The following is a 15,936-nucleotide window of genomic DNA, read 5'->3' as shown; positions in this document are numbered from 1 at the left end:
TGGGGAACAACACTATGGTTTTGGTAAACAGTTACTTTCATGCCGAACAATTCAACACCTTCTCAACTTAGTGCTTGGCTCCTCGCCATGAGGCCCAAGACGCTTCCTGCGGCGGTGGCCCCGATTGCCGTTGCAGCGGCGATTGCCATCAGTCATAGCGCGACACCGCGTTACGACTTGATCGTGCTAGCGTTTGTTTGTGCGTTGGCGTTGCAGGTGTTGGTAAATTTTGCCAATGACTACTTTGATGCCAAATCGGGCGTAGATACTGACGAGCGCAAAGGGCCACAACGTGCGACGCAGTCGGGATTAATCAGTCATCGCAGCATGAAGCTCGGTATTGGCCTAGCCGCACTGGTGAGTATTGTCGCTGGTATGCCGTTGATCTTGGCCGGCGGCTGGCCGTTTGCCGGCTTAGGTCTGCTGTGTATTGTGGCAGCACTGGCATACAGCGGTGGCCCTTACCCCCTAGCCAGTCATGGCCTTGGTGAAGTGACCGTGTTTTTATTTTTTGGTTTGATCGCAGTGGTTGGCGGCAGTTACCTATTTACCGGTGAAATCCTTAGTATTGCGTGGTGGCTGGCATTTATTGTCGGCGCCCCCATTAGCGCCATCATGTTAGTCAACAACACCCGCGACATAGAAACCGACCAACAAGCCAACAAACGGACGTTAGCAGTCAGGCTCGGTCGCCGCGGCAGTGAACAAGTGTTTAGCCTATTGGTGATGACGCCAGCTATTGTGAGTTGTGTTGCATGGGGCTTAGGTTTAGCGCCGTGGCACTGGCTCATTGCCGGCGCAATCACAATGCCGTTAGCAATGCGCCTTACTCGCAATTTACACCAATCTGAGGCGAGCCAGCTCAATGCGGTGTTAGCTAACTCGGCCCAATATTCCCTCATCACTGCGTTGGCGTTCTCAGCTGCTATACTCATGCCAGCTATCAGGGTCTGATCAATTTTTCCAATATTGATCACAATCTGGTAGCATACGCGCCAAAATGTGACCCCCATCAAAGTTTAATACCATGCTATTTCAACTTGTAATGAAGCATCAGGCAAACGCCAAATCAGATATTTTATCTGGTTTAACCGTTGCCTTGGCGCTGGTACCAGAAGCTGTCGCTTTCGCTTTTATCGCTGGCGTTCACCCGCTGGTCGGCCTATATGCCGCCTTTATGGTAGGCCTGATCACCGCTACATTTGGTGGTCGCCCAGGCATGATCAGTGGTGCCACAGGTGCGCTTGCGGTCGTCATGGTCGCCTTAGTAGCCCAAGCCGAGCGGCAATTTGGCGATGGTGCGGGTTTGCAATACTTGCTGGCCGCGGTCGTCCTGATGGGAATTATCCAATTTTCCGCCGGCGCTCTAAAGCTTGGTAAATTCATTCGCATCGTACCGCACCCAGTTATGTTGGGCTTTGTAAATGGCCTAGCCATTGTGATTTTCTTAGCGCAATTGCCACAGCTGCAAAGCTTCACTCCAGAAGGTAAATGGGGTTGGGCATTTGGTGACTGGCTTACTGGTATGTCGATGTTTTGGATGGCGGGGCTAATTGCTCTCACCATGGTGATCACATGGGGTTTGCCCAAAATCACCAAAGCGATTCCATCGGCGCTGGTGGCGATTGTGGTCTGTAGCCTGTTGGTGATTGGCCTCGATATTGATACCAAGCGTGTTGGCGATCTGGCATCCATTGCCGGCGGTTTGCCAAGCTTCGCGGTACCGATGATCGATTTAAACCTCGAAACACTGATGTTTATTGCGCCCTACTCCATCATTTTTGCTGCCATTGGTTTGATTGAATCCCTCCTGACGTTGACTGTTATTGATGAAATGACCGAAACGCGAGGCCGCGGCAATAAAGAATGTATGGCCCAAGGTGCAGCCAACATTGTGACTGGCTTCTTCGGTGGCATGGGTGGTTGCGCCATGATTGGTCAGTCGATGATCAACGTCAATGCCGGTGGTCGTGGCCGTCTGTCTGGCATTGCAGCCGCATTGTTCTTATTGAGCTTCATTCTGTTTGCATCACCGCTCATTGAACAGATCCCTATTGCTGCGTTGACTGGTGTGATGTTCATGGTCGTGGTGGGTACCTTTGAGTGGTCAAGCTTGCGCATCATGAATCGCATTCCCCGCCACGATGCTTTCGTGCTGGTATTAGTTTCAGGGGTAACCGTCTTCACCGACTTGGCAGTTGCCGTTGTAGTGGGTGTTATTGTTGCTGCCTTGGTATTTGCTTGGGAGCATGCCAAACATATTCGCGCGAGTACCTACACCGATGAGAACGGCTGGAAGATTTACGAATTAACGGGCCCACTATTCTTTAGTGCCATCTCAGACTTTAAAGATTTATTCGATCCTAAAAACGATCCAAAAGACGTGGTCATCGAATTTAAAAATTCTCGTGTTTGCGATCACTCGGCCCTTGAAGCCATTGATACCATTGCCGAACGTTACAACAGCGCAGGCAAAACCATTCACCTGCGTCATTTGTCGCCAGAGTGCCGCAAGTTGCTGAAACGCGCAGGCACCTTGGTTGAAGTCAACGTACTTGAAGATCCAAATTACAAAGTTGCTGTTGACGAATTAGCCTAACGGTTGACTTACAAGTAAAAAGGGCTTACTTCGGTAAGCCTTTTTTAATAGTGTTTTGGCTGTGCTGCCACGCTAGCCACCGATTAACTTTTGCTGTTACGAACGACTAGGTAGAAAAATATTGAAATTTGACGCTCATGGGATTTTTTCCGTTCACATCGATAACAACCTGTTATTTACTGATGCAACGGGCCCTTTTAATGAAGAGCTAATTATTCAATACCAACAAGCGCTGGAGACTTGTATCACTGCGCTGGAGCAGCAGGGTAAGTGGTATCAACGGGTGATGTTACATGAGTTAAGTTTAATGACACCAGACGCTGAGGCTATTTTTACTCAATCGTTAAAGGATCGGAAGGCTCGCGGATTGTGTGGCTGCGCTGTGGTCTTAGAAACACCTGAAGCACAAAACCTTATCGAAGAGCAGTTCGGCCGCGCTTATCGAGCCGCTAACGTGACCGCCCGCTTTTTTACAGCCCTCGAGCCCGCCAACGCTTGGCTGAAAGAGATTCAATAACCTTCATCAGCCAGCTCGCCCCCTCTCGACTGGGCGCGTTTTACCAATCGACCCCTTTTTGAACCTTTATACCAGCATCAAAGGCATGCTTAACAGATTGCACTTCGCTTACGGTATCGGCCATAGCGATGAGCTCGCGGTGACAGGCTCGCCCCGTGATGACAACATGTTGATCTGCTGGCCGGTTGGCTAAGGCGTCTATCACCTCAGACAATTCGATGTATTTATAACTCACCATATAGGTCAGCTCATCTAACAGTACAACCTGTAGGCTTTCGTCAGCGAGCATGCGTTTGGCTTCTTGCCACGCAACTTTGGCATGGGCAATATCTGCATCGCGATTTTGTGTTTCCCAAGTAAAGCCTGAAGCCATCACATGAAATTCAACACCGTTAGCCGCTAATAAATTACGCTCACCGCAGTCCCACTCGCCTTTAATAAACTGTACAACGGCGGCTTTCATGCCATGTCCCACGGCTCGAGTAACAACGCCAAAGCCAGCGGTCGATTTACCTTTGCCGTTACCGGTAATGACCAATAGCAGCCCTTTGTCTTGTTGCGCACTGGCAATACGCTCATCTACTTTTTCTTTTAGTTTTTGCTGACGTTGTTTGTGCTTTTGCTGCTTACTCGTATCTGTCATCTGGGCAATTCCATTAAGTCCGCTTGGCCTGCATCAGGCCTAAGAAAAACAAGCTACCGATTGCAGCGGTGATGATACCAATGGGGATTTCTTGATTCGGCAACACAACGCGCGCAGCCAAATCAACCAACACCAAGAAGCTACCACCGCCGATAATGCAGCCAATAATATTGAGTGTTCGATGATTACCCATGCTAAATCGAACCACATGAGGGATCATCAAGCCAACAAAGCCAATCCCGCCACAAAAAGCGACGACCGTTGCGGTCATTGCTGAAACCACAACCATCAGCACGATTCGGACATGATTTAAGTTGATGCCAAGGGCATGAACGGCATCATCACTAAGTTGAATGGCATCCATTACGCGCGAAGCGCCCCAAATGATCACCGAGCCCAACACAATGATTGGCAATAACAAAGCAACGACCGCCCAGTCAGCCGCCGCTAAGCTGCCCATCAACCAGAACAGAACGCGGTTTGCCGCGTGAGGACTTTGTAAATACAACACAAAGCTGGTCATCGCTGTGCATAAAAATGACATTGCTACACCGGCTAAAAGGATGCGTTCAATTTGTTGCCAACGCTGACGGCACATCACGAAAAACACCGCACAAGTGACCGTAAGTGCGCCAATGAACGCCAATAATGGCATGGCCAATTGCAACCCTAAGCGAGTGACAACGAGCTGGCCAACAACCGCGCCTAGGCCTGCGCCAGCGACGATGCCAAACAAATAAGGATCGGCAAGTGGGTTTCGGCTAACACGCTGTAACACGTGGCCAGATAACGCTAAGCCAGCGCCAGCCAAGAATGCGGTTAACACGCGCGGCAAGCGCACATCGACCAAGATTTGCCAGTGAAGGTGATGCGCTACGCAGTTCGCCCCCTGCGCTGATGATGACGGATCTACGCGAGCAAACAAGCCACATTGCAGCGCTTCAATGACGCTAACGTTGCTGGCACCAAAGCTTAATCCAAGCCACAAGCTAATCGGCACAAATATCAGTAAGAGGGCTGCTCGCCTGTTCATGGTGTGCCCTCTTCATCAATGAAGTTCATCCATAAGCCATTTCGATACGGGTGTGGATCAACACGAACTGGCACGCTAAAAAGTAGCGATAGATTGTCTGCTGTGAATACATCGGCCACAGCGCCTTGGGCGATGACTTGACCTTGCTTCAGCAGAATAAGGTAATCGCAATACTGGGCTGCGAGGTTGATATCGTGGATGCTCGCGACCACGGTCATTGGCAACGCCCGTATAAGCTTCATTAACTGATGCTGATAGCGCGCATCCAGATGATTAGTGGGCTCATCCAACAACATACAATGAGGCTGCTGTACCAACGCTTTTGCCAATAGTGCCCGCTGCAACTCGCCGCCAGATAACGTTTGCAGTAATTGGTCGCGTTGATTGACTAAGCCTACTTGCTGAAGCGCATCGTCAATCACTTTAACATCGCCCAGAGAATCGCCCTCAAACCAGCGTTTATAAGGAAGCAGGCCAGTGGCGACTAATTGCAACACCGTCCAACCATCATCGACCGATGGTTGCTGGCTCACCAGAGCGATTTGTTGCGCTAACTGTTGTGATGTCCATTGCGCCAATTCACCACCGTTAAAATTGATGGTTCCAGCACTCGGTTGATAAAAGCCATTCAAGCACCGAATCAAACTCGTTTTGCCGGCACCATTAGGGCCAATAATGCCCGTCATTGCAGCACTAGGAATAGTCAGATCAATATTGTGCAAAATAGCTTTGCTACTTGCATGCCATGAGAGTTGCTTGATTGAGTAGAGGTTGCTGTCAGCCATTTCCTGCTTGTTCACTTCATAATTAGGCAGGACTGTTCACTGTTCGCTTTGAAGGAATGACGACGCTTTAGCGAGAGTGACCGCCAAGTGATCCCGCTTGGACAATACAATAAAGGTTGGCGCTGGAGATCTGACTTGCCATAACACGTCACTACTGACGACGTGCTGTGCTTACAGTTGCGGGTACAGCTGTGGGTTTTCACCACATTCATCCGGCGCGTTGTGACACACAATGCCACTTCCGTTTGTTATACCTTAGCCGCTTAGCAGGCTCAATAAAAAAGGCCGCGAAGCGGCCTTTTAATCAATTCGTTACCATTAAAACGGCATTTTCATACCCGGTGGTAAATTCATGCCTCCGGTGACTTCAGCCATACGCTCTTTGCTGGTTTCATCAACGCGACGCGCTGCGTCGTTACAGGCTGCCGCAATCAAATCTTCGAGCATGTCTTTGTCATCGTCCATCAGGCTCTCGTCAATTTCGACACGACGCACGCCGTGGCTACCTGTCATGGTAACTTTTACCAAGCCTGCGCCGGCTTCACCGGTGACTTCCATCTTGGCAATTTCATCCTGGGCCTGTTGCATGCGCTCTTGCATTTGTTGCGCTTGCTTCATGATGTTGCCCATTCCGCCTTTAAACATATTTTTTCTCGCTTTATGAATATTTGATGCATGGACCGCTTCATGCGGTCATTGAATTGGTTTAATTGTATCTTCGTCTACGACAGCGTCAAAGGTCTGTTGCAGTTGTTTTACAATCGGATCGTTGGCAATCGTTATTTCGGCATCGCGTTGTCGCTCTTCAGCGCGCCGCCCTTGTGCCTGACGAGGCGTTTCAGCCTCAATACTGGCTTCATGTTCGATATCAATCGGCGTATTCAGGCCAACATAGCTATGAATGCGCTCCAGCAATATCGTTAAATTAACGTCCGTTGCCAAGTGCCTCGCTTTCTCGGGTACTTGTAAGACATAGCCTTGACCAGAAGGTTCAAGCACGCAATCTAAGGCAAGTTGGCGTTTAAGGGCATCAAAACCCAAGGTGTCAATGAGTTGCTCCCACCAACTTTTCACCTGCCCTTGGCCACTTGCGCCTGGCACTTGGCTGACCTCAGGCTGCAGTGTCACTGAGCTAGCTTGTGTATCATCGGCCATAGTCTGTGGTGCAGCATTGCTTGCAGACTGTGATGCTACATCGTCATCTGGCTGCGCTGGCAATGGCACGGCTGAATCAGCATCCGCCGCTACAATATTGGCAGGTTCGTCATTAACAAGCGCTGCGGTTTGGCTTACTTCTAACCTTGACTCAACATCTTCAGCACCATCAGTCGATACCGCCGCTGTCACAGCGGTTTTATTCGGAACGGCAGTCTGTTGAGGTGTTTGCGCAGCAACAACCGATTCTCGGTCTGGCTCCTCTGGCTCTGTTGAAGCCGGCTTCGCTTTATTACTTGCACTAACTGGTGTTGTTGTGGCGCGCTGACTTTCAAGTTGCTTTATTTGGCTGCGCAGCTGGTTGCGTGCACTCAACATGGCACTAAGGCTAGATGCGGGTGCTTTCAAATGGTTATCAGCAGGTTGCTCAGGGCTCAGCGGTGATGGTGATGGTGATGCACCAATGCTTGCCGAGCTAGCGTCTGCAGCTTGCTGAGCATCAGCAAGTGGCGGCGGCTCATTCGCCAGCAGCGATGTGTCTACCGGCTCCTGAGCCGCAGGAGGCTCAGGACTAAAGCCCTGATCTTGCGCCATCGCCATGATGTAGTCTTGTTGTGCTTCCAAACTGGCCAAGTCCGGTTCGGCTTGGTTTGCTGCGTCCAATAATGCGGCCATGCCATCATCAACAGGTGCCGAATGGGGCGTTGGCGGAGAAATAGGCGCCGCACCGCTTGGTTCAAGCGCTGATTCTGTGGAACTCACAGCCTCGGGTTGCGCGGCAGTGCTGATTTCCGGTGTAGGCTCGCTTGGCTGAGTTGGTGCGTCGAGTACTTGAGCATCGAACGGCGCCTCGGCGTCAGGTCGAACCTCAGCTTTAGCCTCAGCTAATTCGTTTGCCTCGGACGTAACTGATGGTATGACTTCATCTACAGGCGTGCTTTCGGGTTCATTAACGGCCGATTGCACAGGGTTAGTTTGTGCTGGTGGTGTAGCCGTTGGAGCTAGTTCCGCTGGAGTATCTGTAGCCGACGATGCTGCTGGTTCTGGCTTATTTTCGAGCTTATCTTCGGGTAAAGATGGCGACACAGATGTTACCGGTGCGCTTGTTTGCTGCACGGCGGTTGGTGCTGCGACCATGACTTCGTGTTTTGGTAAATCAATTTGATGCATCGGTCGGAACATCAATACACGTAACAAAATCATTTCTAAGCCGCTGCGGCCATCTGGCGCAAAGGCTAAATCTCGTCGTCCTTGCAATAAAATTTGATAGGCAAGTTGCAACTGCTCTGGCGCCCAATGCGTCGCTAAGCGCTGCAATAATTCACGCTCTGGCTCATGAGGCGCTACCGCGGAAGGCGCAAGCGCAGCGAGCGATGCGCGGTGAACCAAACTTTGCAATGAGCTAAGCAGCTTGTCGTAGTCCGGCGCAAAGCCCGCGACGATCGAAACTTGCTCCATCAGAGCTTCGGCATGGCCAGACAACAGTCCATTGACTAAGGCGCGAACATAATCACGATCAATCAGGCCAAGCATGGCCGTCACTTGAGTATCGGTAAGTTGCCCTTGGCCGTGTGCGATCGCCTGATCAGTCAAGCTCAATGCATCTCGCATACTGCCTTCAGCCGCTCGAGCGATTTGCTCAACCGCAAGTGGCTCAAAACTCACCTGCTCTTGCCCAAGCACAAATTGCAGTTGACCAATGATTTGCTCAACGGTCATGGCTTTTAAATTGAACTGCAGGCAGCGCGATAAAATCGTCACCGGCAACTTTTGCGGATCGGTTGTTGCCAGCAAAAACTTCACATGCGGAGGCGGCTCTTCCAAGGTTTTGAGTAACGCGTTGAACGAGTGCCTAGACAGCATGTGCACTTCATCGATCAGGTAAACTTTGTATTGGCCACGGGTTGGCCGATATTGAACGTTGTCGAGGATCTCACGAGTGTCCTCAACTTTAGTGCGTGATGCGGCATCAATTTCGATCAGATCGACAAATCGCCCCTCATCGATTTCAACGCATACACTACATTCGCCGCACGGCTCAGCAGCAGGCCCTTGTTCGCAATTGAGGCTTTTGGCTAAGATCCGGCCAAGGGTTGTTTTACCCACGCCGCGGGTACCCGTTAACAGGTAAGCATGGTGGAGGCGCCCCGTTTCCATGGCATTGGTCAGCGCCTGAACAACGTGTTGTTGGCCAACCACTTCTGAAAACTTACTTGGCCGCCACTTCCGTGCTAATACCTGATAACTCATGTCCGTTCCTTTTGAAATTTAGTCGCCGTCAAATGCACACAAGTAATGGGATTTCAGACCAATTTTTTCCAGCCGCTCAATGCCTCCCAAGTCGGGTAACGCAATAACGAATGCCGCTTCATCAACTTCTGCACCGAGTTTACGAGCAAGTTCTGCCGTTGCCTCTATGGTGCCGCCAGTAGCCAGCAGATCATCAACTAACAGCACTTTATCACCTGGCCCAACTGCGCCTTGATGAATTTCTAAGGTGTCTTCGCCGTATTCCAACTGATAACTTTGGCTGATGGTGTCACTGGGCAATTTACCTGGTTTACGCACAGGTACAAAGCCCAAGCCCAACGCCAATGCGACAGGCGCTCCGAATAAAAAGCCACGAGCTTCGGTGCCGATGACTTTGGTGTAGCCTTTGTCTTTAAAGGGCTTGGCCAATAATTCAACGGATTGGTGAAATGCCGTAGGGTTTTCTAACAACGAAGTGACGTCTCGAAATAAGATGCCTGATTTTGGATAATCCGGAATGGTACGGATAGAAGCTTTAATAAAGGAATACTGTTCGCTCATAGCGTTTTAGGCTTGCTCAAGCTGAAAAAAATCAAGCGACAATGGTGTCACAGAATGGCGGATGGGCCAACCCGCGGGATCAGAGTTTTAGCGATCCCAGAGCACAAAAAAAGCGCCCAAAGGCGCTTTTTGTATAACTTTTCGTCAGCGTTGATTAGGTTTGCCAATCCCAGCCACCGAGTACTCTTATCCACGTTAACGTAGCCACGAGCGTTGGCAGAGCCAATACCGCTAGAAATGCCAAAAAATAACCTAAGTTGTAGGGTTCTTTAAAGTTTTCAGAAGACATACTCAATCATCCAGCTTTACGAATAGGAATGCTTATAATTTTCGAACGCGCATCGTATCGGAAGACCGAGTGTTTTACTAGGGTATTTTTGCTATTTACTTATACCCATAGCTGTCACTACTTTGTTAAGCAGGTTTGAGCGACTGCTTAACAATGCCACGCACACATAAACTAGCAAGCACTTGGATTAAGCCTTGCGAGATTTGCTCTGGCGCGACTTCAGGCATTAATTGCTGCATCAGCTCAATCAAGGTTTGTACGGTTTGCCCAGGTTGCTCAGCAAGCTGCTGCAACAATCGCGCAGTGACCGCATTAACTTCCATAAACTTTACATCGTCTTCGTCATTGCGATAAACCACTAGATAGACGGGCTGCTCAGCCGGCTCATTTGGTTGGAAATCAGTACGGATTTGATGAACTGAAAATTGATATTGCAGCGCTCGTGCAGTTTCAGCCAGCTCGATGGGCGTTGATAATCCGATGTTGTCTGCAAGGAGCGGCTTAACCAAGCGACTTGGCCGATGAAAAGCTACCTCAAACTCAACCCATTCATAATGAGCAAGTTCAATTAGAAATGGTGGATCATCCGCCTTAGCCTGTCGCTCTGAAATCAAATACTGTAAAAATTCCTCGGCAATATCGATAAAATAAGGCGATTCCGCCGTATGCAGGGCCAGAAAGTCCGCGACTTCTTCATCTAAGTGATGTTCTCCCCATACGCTCCAAAGCACAGGAAAAGCCTCTTCAACAAAGCTTTTCACGTTGTTAAAGACTAAGCGGCGATACACAGCTAAACGGCGCGGCTCGATATCTTGCGGCGGCGTATTCTGCTCGGGGTTGCGGATATAGGAAGCAAATTGACGCTGATGCCAGCGATAATCATCGGATTGACTCATGCGCGCTGCTCCGCCGTCAGGCTTTGGCGCTGAAATTCAGCAATTTTTTCAACTTCAACGCATAGCTCAGGCATTGGCGGAATGTTGAAATCTCGCTCCAACAGGGTTGGAAAAACACCATGATGCGCATAAGCCTGCTGCAACAAAGCCCAAACTGGATCAATAACATCAGCGCCATGGGTATCGATGATGAGATCTTCGGCTTCATCGTAGTGGCCCGCAATATGACCATAAACTATCCGCTCTGATGGTAAGCCTTGAAGATACTCCAGCGCATCGTAACCATGGTTAATCGAATTGACGTAGATATTGTTCACATCGAGCAGCAGGCCACAATCGGCCTCTGATAGAACCGCATTAACGAACTCAAGCTCTTTCAGTTGCTGGCCTGGGGCTGCGTAATACGAAACATTTTCCAGCACCAAAGGGCGTTCAATTATGTCTTGAACGTGTTTCACTCGACCAACAACGTGCTTGACGGCTTCTTCGGTAAACGGGATGGGCATCAAATCATACAGGTGGCCGTCGCTACTACAGTAGCTCAGGTGCTCTGAGTAAATTTGAATATTGTGTTCATCGAGAAAACTCTTCACCCGTTTTACAAAATCCACATCCAACGGATCGAGACTACCAATTGATAGTGACAATCCGTGCGTAATGAAGGGGTGTTTTTCGGTTAACGAGCGAAGCTTTTTACTGAGTTTTCCGCCAAATGGGATCCAGTTTTCCGGAGCGACTTCGAAAAAGTCAACGGCCGATGGTTTCCCGCTCAGCACGTCATCAAGCATGCGCCGCTTAAAGCCCAACCCTGCCCCACAGGGCATATCAAACTTAACCAAAATAATTCCTCTACGCTTGTCACTCAAACAAAATAGCCAGCACGAGCGCTGACTATTTGTAATCATTCTAGAGCCAACTCATTCAGTCAGCCCCAAATGTCACTTGCTAAGCTCAATGCCGTAACACGGTCATTTATTTGTTACCGCATGAACCTTCGCCACAGTTGCTTTCTTTCTTAGTTTTGTCTTTACCGCCACCGTTGCCTTCTTCCTTACTTTTGTCTTTACCGCCACAACCGCCTTCACCGCAATCGGCTTCTTTTTCCCCTTTACTGCCACAACCACCTTCACCGCAACCGGCTTCTTTTTTCTCTTTACCGCCACAACCACCTTCTGGCGCCACGACTTGATAACCGGCGACCAGATCAGTCAACCCGAAAGGTGAAGCTTCTGCGTGAGCTGGCATAGCCATCACAGAACCAACAGCAACCGCACCAACAGCCGCAGCAACAGAATTTTTGTTTAAGTGTTTCATAATCATACCTTTATATTTTATTTGTATCATTGTGGCGCCAGCTAAATTTGCTGCTGTTGCCTCTCCAGTCAAAATAAAAGACCCAACGCACAAGAAAAAAATTTCAAAAATTTGCATTGAGTAGCCATTTAATCTTAATCGGGAACAATGAATTGGCAATTAGTCCCCTGCTAGTTACCCCGGTTTTGATATGAGTCATTGGTTCACCAAAGTCGCCTTCCTATACTCGGCAGCACTTAATGAGGCAAGACATATGGCTACCAAACAACTCATGGCAAAAATTGAGCGTTTCAAAAAGACGTTGGAAAGCGAGCGACAGCTACTAATCGCAGATTTGGCAATGGCGCTACACGCAGTTGACTCAACTGAGGTTCAGCGTGTGCTGCAAAAGCTTAAAACGTTAAGCTGCGATGAAATTGTTGATGCGTTAGCGGATGAAGAAAGCCAAGAAGTGAATCGAATTTTAAATCGTTTACGAGCAGTAGATGCCTCGTTAGCACAAACAGAGCTAGGCCTTTATGGTTTTTGTGCTGATTGCGAAAAATCGATTGAAACAGACATGCTCCAACGCGATGCCACTACCCAGCGTTGTTATGCTTGTGATCAGATTCACAAGCATGTCATCAAAAATAATAAGCGGATCTTACTCTGATCCGCGCTGTTTCTGAGCAAGCCACAACTCAATTTGTAATCGTAACGTGGGGAGGCTAATCGAGCCGTTTCGCAGTACCACGTCATGAAATTCCCGAATATCGAACCTGTCACCTAATTGTTGTTCCGCTTTGGCGCGCAATGCCAAAATGGTTTGCTCGCCTAGCTTGTAGCTCAATGCTTGCCCCGGCCAAGCCATATAACGTTCAACTTCTGCCACAATGTCGCTTTTGGCCATTGGCGAGCTATTGATCATGTAACTGATGGCTTGTTCGCGGCTCCAACCCTTATCATGTAAACCAGTATCAACAACCAGTCGCATGGCCCGCAAGAGTTCATCACTTAGCTTGCCAAAATGATCATAAGGGTCGTTGAACAATCCCATTTCTAGACCGAGGTGTTCGGCATACAACGCCCAACCTTCAACAAACGCACCATTGCTTTGGTAGTTTTGGTACTCCGACAACACCGGCAACGTTAACTGGGTTGCAATTTGAAAGTGATGGCCTGGGGATGCTTCGTGTAATGACAGGGTTACCATGCCCCATTTAGGCTGAGCACGTAAGTTGTGGGTGTTAACGTAAAACACTCCAGGGCGAGAGCCATCTCGGCTGCCCATCATATAACTTGCGCCAGCTGCATTGGCCGCTCGGTAAGCTTCGACTTCGCGAATCTCATAATCTTGCGCGGGTTGATTGGCGAAATAGTCATCGAGCAACGGATTGATGTGTTGCTTAAGTTCGTTATAGCCATCAACGAGCTGCTGGCCATTGTCAAAGTAAAACTTGTCGTCCGACGTCATGGCATGGAACACCGCCTGTAGGTCACCTTCAATGCCGACTAACTTGCCAATCTCTAGCATTTGTTGGTGAATTCGCGAGACTTCACTTAAACCGAGTTGATGAATCTCTTCTACCGATCGGGTGTCATCAACAAATACATTGACGTAGTGCTTGTACCACAACCGTCCATTAGGCAAGCCCCAATAGCCATCGGATGCTCTCGTTTTTGCCAAATAGTCCGTTTCGAGATAGTCGGCCAACTTGGCCAATCCGGGCACAATGTACTGTTCAACGCTTTGTTCAAACAGGGCTGTAATTTTTTGGCGCTCTTGCGGCGTCCAGGTATCATCGGCCACTGCCTGCACTAAAGCGCCCCACAAAGGGCTTTCAGACTGTGGCAAGCCCAAGGTCCGACGAATTTGCTCTGCCGACCGGAGCGCTAACACTCGCGGCAGTGTCACATTACTCTCAATGCCTTCGTTCATTCGGTTGATGGCAAGATCAACCCAGCGCGTAAACGCTTCAGCTCTGGCATTAAAGTTTTCAAAGTCTGCCACCGTTGCAAATGGTTGCGCCGCTTTGCCTGAAGCAAACTGAATTAAGCTCGAATACGGATTGCTAAATTGATTAAGCGGTAAAAATCGCGTGGGAAAGGTTTCGCCCACCAAGGCCAATTGGCGCGACCGAGTAAACTCGTTGACAATGAGCTGCTCGCCTTGACGATAGCAGCTGGTATTAAGTTGCTGTATTTGAGCTAACGATTGCGTGTTTAACGTGTGGCGCTGCGCTAACCATTGATCGGATAGGCCATCGGCAAACTTACCGTTTAGTTCGGTATCGCCAAGCGCCGTTGCCCACATTGGATAAAGCTGTTTCGATGCAATAAAGTAATCGTCCAACACGCCTTTAAGCTGACTAATATCGCATTCTTCCCCGACATTGATGAGCGCATCAGGAGAAGGATTTGTGTTAGCAGTAGAGCCTGAATTATCACATCCTGCTAGGGTAAGGAATAACGCAGCAGCGGTAGTAGTAAACAACGCAGAGGGGCGCATAGAAGATCCAACGAGCAATGAACAACTGAGCGCTGATTGTAGCGCCAGACGCCATCAATATCGATATAAACTAGATGATTCTGATTTGACAACAGCTAGTTATGATCCGCACCATATCGGTTCTTTATTCTTGCAATGCAAACCATCATGAAGAAAAACCAATGCCCTTGTGGCTCAATGTTAGCGGCTAAACAATGTTGCAGTGCGATTCACCTGAATCCAAAACTTGCTCGCCACCCAGAGCAGTTGATGCGTGCACGCTATAGTGCTCATGCCACTGGCGACTTAGACTTCATTTTAAAAAGCTGGCACCCCTCGACACGCCCCGCAGATGCCGATGCCATTAAGACCTGGAATGACTCTTGTGCTTGGTTGGCGTTGAACGTGGCGCAATCTCATAAGCTGGGCACTAAAGGTGTGGTTGAATTTGTTGCGCTGTACCGCCAATCAGGCCAACTTAAACAGCACCACGAAGTCGCAAACTTTCGCTTTGAAAAAGGCCGGTGGTGGTACTTGGATCGCAGTGATTAATTGGTACATCGCCAAAGTGGCTACGTCGATGGTTTTTGGGAAAGGTCATCAGCAGAGTAAGTTGTACTCAAGGAAGTGACTAATCGGTTGATGGTGGCCAATCATTGCGTTAGCACGCATCACTTTTTTCTCGACAAATAAAAAGGTTACCAAGAAAAATCTGCAACTAATTCAACATGCAAATTCTTCACTGGTAACCTTTTCAGACACAATGCCAATAAAGGCCTATGTCAGACGACTACATTTAATCGCTTATAAAGGTTTTACGTTGGTAGCACATGGTCCTTTTTGACCTTGGCCAACAACAAATTCTACTTTCTGACCTTCATCAAGTGATTTGTAGCCATCCATTTGAATTTCTGAATGGTGAACAAATAAATCCTTGCTGCCATCATCTGGAGTGATAAAACCGAAGCCTTTGTCGCCGTTAAACCACTTTACTGTTCCTGAACTCATACTGTTTCTCTCTATTACTGTGATGTTCGTGTTCAATTTCCGACAGTACCATAACATAAATAGCCCTTGATATAAGAGAACATTACACCTTACTGACTGGGCGCAGCGAGCAATTAGCCCTTTGGCCGTTCGCGTCGCTATTGTTGGCACATGTTGTTATGACCAATAGTCGGTTGTCGTTCGAATACAAAGCTCAGCGAAAAACAAACAAAAATACACATTTAAAACAGCAACTTAAAGCCGAAAAAACTTTAATTAAATGCGAGTAACGGAACCCAAAAACAGTACTCAGCACAATTTTTGTGCGTAAAAAAGTGAAGGTTATGCCGAACAAAACAAATATTTATCGACTCACAAAAAATTATTTAATCTATCAATTTGGTGTACTTTCAGGCTTATATTCGTGGTTTAAAGTGCCG

The 15,936-nt window shown here is 48.7% G+C and carries 17 protein-coding genes; 5 read left to right on the top strand and 12 right to left on the bottom strand.

All coding sequences use genetic code 11. The features are described 5' to 3' along the window. Positions 1-39: 39 nt before the first annotated feature. The 3 genes from K0504_RS04065 (at position 40) to K0504_RS04055 (ending at position 3,116) form a co-directional block, all read left to right on the top strand. On the top strand, positions 40-954 hold the full coding sequence (locus tag K0504_RS04065) for a 1,4-dihydroxy-2-naphthoate polyprenyltransferase (protein WP_225917953.1): 915 nt from the start codon (positions 40-42) through the stop codon (positions 952-954). A 73-nt stretch (positions 955-1,027) separates the two neighbouring features. Beyond that, a complete protein-coding gene (locus K0504_RS04060; RefSeq protein WP_220102883.1) occupies positions 1,028-2,599 on the top strand; it encodes a SulP family inorganic anion transporter in 1,572 nt (523 codons plus the stop codon). Positions 2,600-2,720: 121 nt separating this feature from the next. Beyond that, positions 2,721-3,116, top strand: a complete 396-nt coding sequence (locus K0504_RS04055) for a hypothetical protein (RefSeq protein WP_220102882.1) — start codon at positions 2,721-2,723, stop codon at positions 3,114-3,116. Between the two features lie 40 nt (positions 3,117-3,156). Here K0504_RS04055 and cobO read toward each other — a convergent pair whose 3' ends face one another. The 10 genes from cobO to K0504_RS04010 all read right to left on the bottom strand — a co-directional run bounded on the left by cobO (position 3,157) and on the right by K0504_RS04010 (position 12,159). After that, positions 3,157-3,759, bottom strand: a complete 603-nt coding sequence (cobO, locus tag K0504_RS04050) for a cob(I)yrinic acid a,c-diamide adenosyltransferase (RefSeq protein ID WP_220102881.1) — start codon at positions 3,757-3,759, stop codon at positions 3,157-3,159. Between the two features lie 13 nt (positions 3,760-3,772). Then, positions 3,773-4,792 (bottom strand): FecCD family ABC transporter permease, encoded by a 1,020-nt coding sequence (locus tag K0504_RS04045; protein ID WP_220102880.1) that lies wholly within the window; start codon positions 4,790-4,792, stop codon positions 3,773-3,775. Continuing rightward, on the bottom strand, positions 4,789-5,577 hold the full coding sequence (locus K0504_RS04040; RefSeq protein WP_220102879.1) for an ABC transporter ATP-binding protein: 789 nt from the start codon (positions 5,575-5,577) through the stop codon (positions 4,789-4,791). Before K0504_RS04040 ends, K0504_RS04045 begins: the two co-directional genes overlap by 4 nt. A 318-nt stretch (positions 5,578-5,895) precedes the next feature. After that, positions 5,896-6,222 (bottom strand): YbaB/EbfC family nucleoid-associated protein, encoded by a 327-nt coding sequence (locus tag K0504_RS04035; RefSeq protein ID WP_220102878.1) that lies wholly within the window; start codon positions 6,220-6,222, stop codon positions 5,896-5,898. A 48-nt stretch (positions 6,223-6,270) separates the two neighbouring features. Then, entirely contained in the window at positions 6,271-8,982 is a 2,712-nt protein-coding gene (dnaX, locus tag K0504_RS04030) for a DNA polymerase III subunit gamma/tau (protein WP_220102877.1), read from the bottom strand. A gap of 18 nt (positions 8,983-9,000) precedes the next feature. Further along, positions 9,001-9,543: an adenine phosphoribosyltransferase gene (gene apt / locus K0504_RS04025; RefSeq protein ID WP_220102876.1), complete on the bottom strand. Its 543-nt coding sequence runs from the start codon at positions 9,541-9,543 to the stop codon at positions 9,001-9,003. A gap of 154 nt (positions 9,544-9,697) precedes the next feature. Further along, positions 9,698-9,832, bottom strand: coding sequence for a hypothetical protein (locus K0504_RS18475; RefSeq protein WP_264082954.1), 135 nt, complete (start codon positions 9,830-9,832; stop codon positions 9,698-9,700). 125 nt (positions 9,833-9,957) lie between these two features. Next, positions 9,958-10,728: an HvfC family RiPP maturation protein gene (locus K0504_RS04020; RefSeq protein ID WP_220102875.1), complete on the bottom strand. Its 771-nt coding sequence runs from the start codon at positions 10,726-10,728 to the stop codon at positions 9,958-9,960. After that, a complete protein-coding gene (locus K0504_RS04015; RefSeq protein ID WP_220103048.1) occupies positions 10,725-11,552 on the bottom strand; it encodes an HvfB family MNIO-type RiPP peptide maturase in 828 nt (275 codons plus the stop codon). The genes K0504_RS04020 and K0504_RS04015 overlap by 4 nt, the downstream gene beginning before the upstream one ends. A gap of 148 nt (positions 11,553-11,700) precedes the next feature. Next, entirely contained in the window at positions 11,701-12,159 is a 459-nt protein-coding gene (locus K0504_RS04010; RefSeq protein WP_225917952.1) for a hypothetical protein, read from the bottom strand. 136 nt (positions 12,160-12,295) lie between these two features. Here K0504_RS04010 and K0504_RS04005 point away from each other — a divergent pair, with 136 nt between their 5' ends. After that, complete coding sequence (locus K0504_RS04005) at positions 12,296-12,694, top strand: TraR/DksA C4-type zinc finger protein (RefSeq protein ID WP_220102874.1); 399 nt, start codon at positions 12,296-12,298, stop codon at positions 12,692-12,694. Here K0504_RS04005 and K0504_RS04000 read toward each other — a convergent pair. Continuing rightward, positions 12,686-14,530 (bottom strand): DUF885 domain-containing protein, encoded by a 1,845-nt coding sequence (locus tag K0504_RS04000; protein ID WP_220102873.1) that lies wholly within the window; start codon positions 14,528-14,530, stop codon positions 12,686-12,688. The two genes, K0504_RS04005 and K0504_RS04000, sit on opposite strands and share 9 nt — an antisense overlap. Positions 14,531-14,677: 147 nt before the next feature. On the opposite strand from K0504_RS04000, the gene K0504_RS03995 reads away from it, so the two are divergent. Next, the gene (locus K0504_RS03995) at positions 14,678-15,061 is read left to right on the top strand and encodes a YchJ family protein (RefSeq protein WP_220102872.1); all 384 of its coding nucleotides are present in this window, start codon (positions 14,678-14,680) and stop codon (positions 15,059-15,061) included. A 252-nt stretch (positions 15,062-15,313) separates the two neighbouring features. On the opposite strand, the gene K0504_RS03990 is transcribed toward K0504_RS03995, so the two are convergent. Continuing rightward, positions 15,314-15,517, bottom strand: coding sequence for a cold-shock protein (locus K0504_RS03990; protein ID WP_220102871.1), 204 nt, complete (start codon positions 15,515-15,517; stop codon positions 15,314-15,316). Between the last annotated feature and the right edge of the window lie 419 nt (positions 15,518-15,936).

Source organism: Neiella holothuriorum (assembly GCF_019457915.1).
GTDB classification, from domain to species: domain Bacteria; phylum Pseudomonadota; class Gammaproteobacteria; order Enterobacterales; family Neiellaceae; genus Neiella; species Neiella holothuriorum.
This window is presented reverse-complemented; position numbering and strand designations above follow the sequence as displayed.

What these genes read in the sequence shown, in the direction of transcription:
- K0504_RS04065 (WP_225917953.1), top strand. Translation starts at nt 40, where the DNA reads ATGCCGAACAATTCAACACCTTCTCAACTTAGTGCTTGGCTCCTCGCC.
- K0504_RS18475 (WP_264082954.1), bottom strand. Translation starts at nt 9,832, where the DNA reads ATGTCTTCTGAAAACTTTAAAGAACCCTACAACTTAGGTTATTTTTTG.
- K0504_RS04040 (WP_220102879.1), bottom strand. Translation starts at nt 5,577, where the DNA reads ATGGCTGACAGCAACCTCTACTCAATCAAGCAACTCTCATGGCATGCA.
- K0504_RS03990 (WP_220102871.1), bottom strand. Translation starts at nt 15,517, where the DNA reads ATGAGTTCAGGAACAGTAAAGTGGTTTAACGGCGACAAAGGCTTCGGT.
- cobO (WP_220102881.1), bottom strand. Translation starts at nt 3,759, where the DNA reads ATGACAGATACGAGTAAGCAGCAAAAGCACAAACAACGTCAGCAAAAA.
- K0504_RS04045 (WP_220102880.1), bottom strand. Translation starts at nt 4,792, where the DNA reads ATGAACAGGCGAGCAGCCCTCTTACTGATATTTGTGCCGATTAGCTTG.
- dnaX (WP_220102877.1), bottom strand. Translation starts at nt 8,982, where the DNA reads ATGAGTTATCAGGTATTAGCACGGAAGTGGCGGCCAAGTAAGTTTTCA.
- K0504_RS04000 (WP_220102873.1), bottom strand. Translation starts at nt 14,530, where the DNA reads ATGCGCCCCTCTGCGTTGTTTACTACTACCGCTGCTGCGTTATTCCTT.
- K0504_RS04020 (WP_220102875.1), bottom strand. Translation starts at nt 10,728, where the DNA reads ATGAGTCAATCCGATGATTATCGCTGGCATCAGCGTCAATTTGCTTCC.
- K0504_RS04005 (WP_220102874.1), top strand. Translation starts at nt 12,296, where the DNA reads ATGGCTACCAAACAACTCATGGCAAAAATTGAGCGTTTCAAAAAGACG.
- K0504_RS04010 (WP_225917952.1), bottom strand. Translation starts at nt 12,159, where the DNA reads ATGCAAATTTTTGAAATTTTTTTCTTGTGCGTTGGGTCTTTTATTTTG.
- apt (WP_220102876.1), bottom strand. Translation starts at nt 9,543, where the DNA reads ATGAGCGAACAGTATTCCTTTATTAAAGCTTCTATCCGTACCATTCCG.
- K0504_RS04035 (WP_220102878.1), bottom strand. Translation starts at nt 6,222, where the DNA reads ATGTTTAAAGGCGGAATGGGCAACATCATGAAGCAAGCGCAACAAATG.
- K0504_RS03995 (WP_220102872.1), top strand. Translation starts at nt 14,678, where the DNA reads ATGAAGAAAAACCAATGCCCTTGTGGCTCAATGTTAGCGGCTAAACAA.
- K0504_RS04015 (WP_220103048.1), bottom strand. Translation starts at nt 11,552, where the DNA reads ATGCCCTGTGGGGCAGGGTTGGGCTTTAAGCGGCGCATGCTTGATGAC.
- K0504_RS04060 (WP_220102883.1), top strand. Translation starts at nt 1,028, where the DNA reads ATGCTATTTCAACTTGTAATGAAGCATCAGGCAAACGCCAAATCAGAT.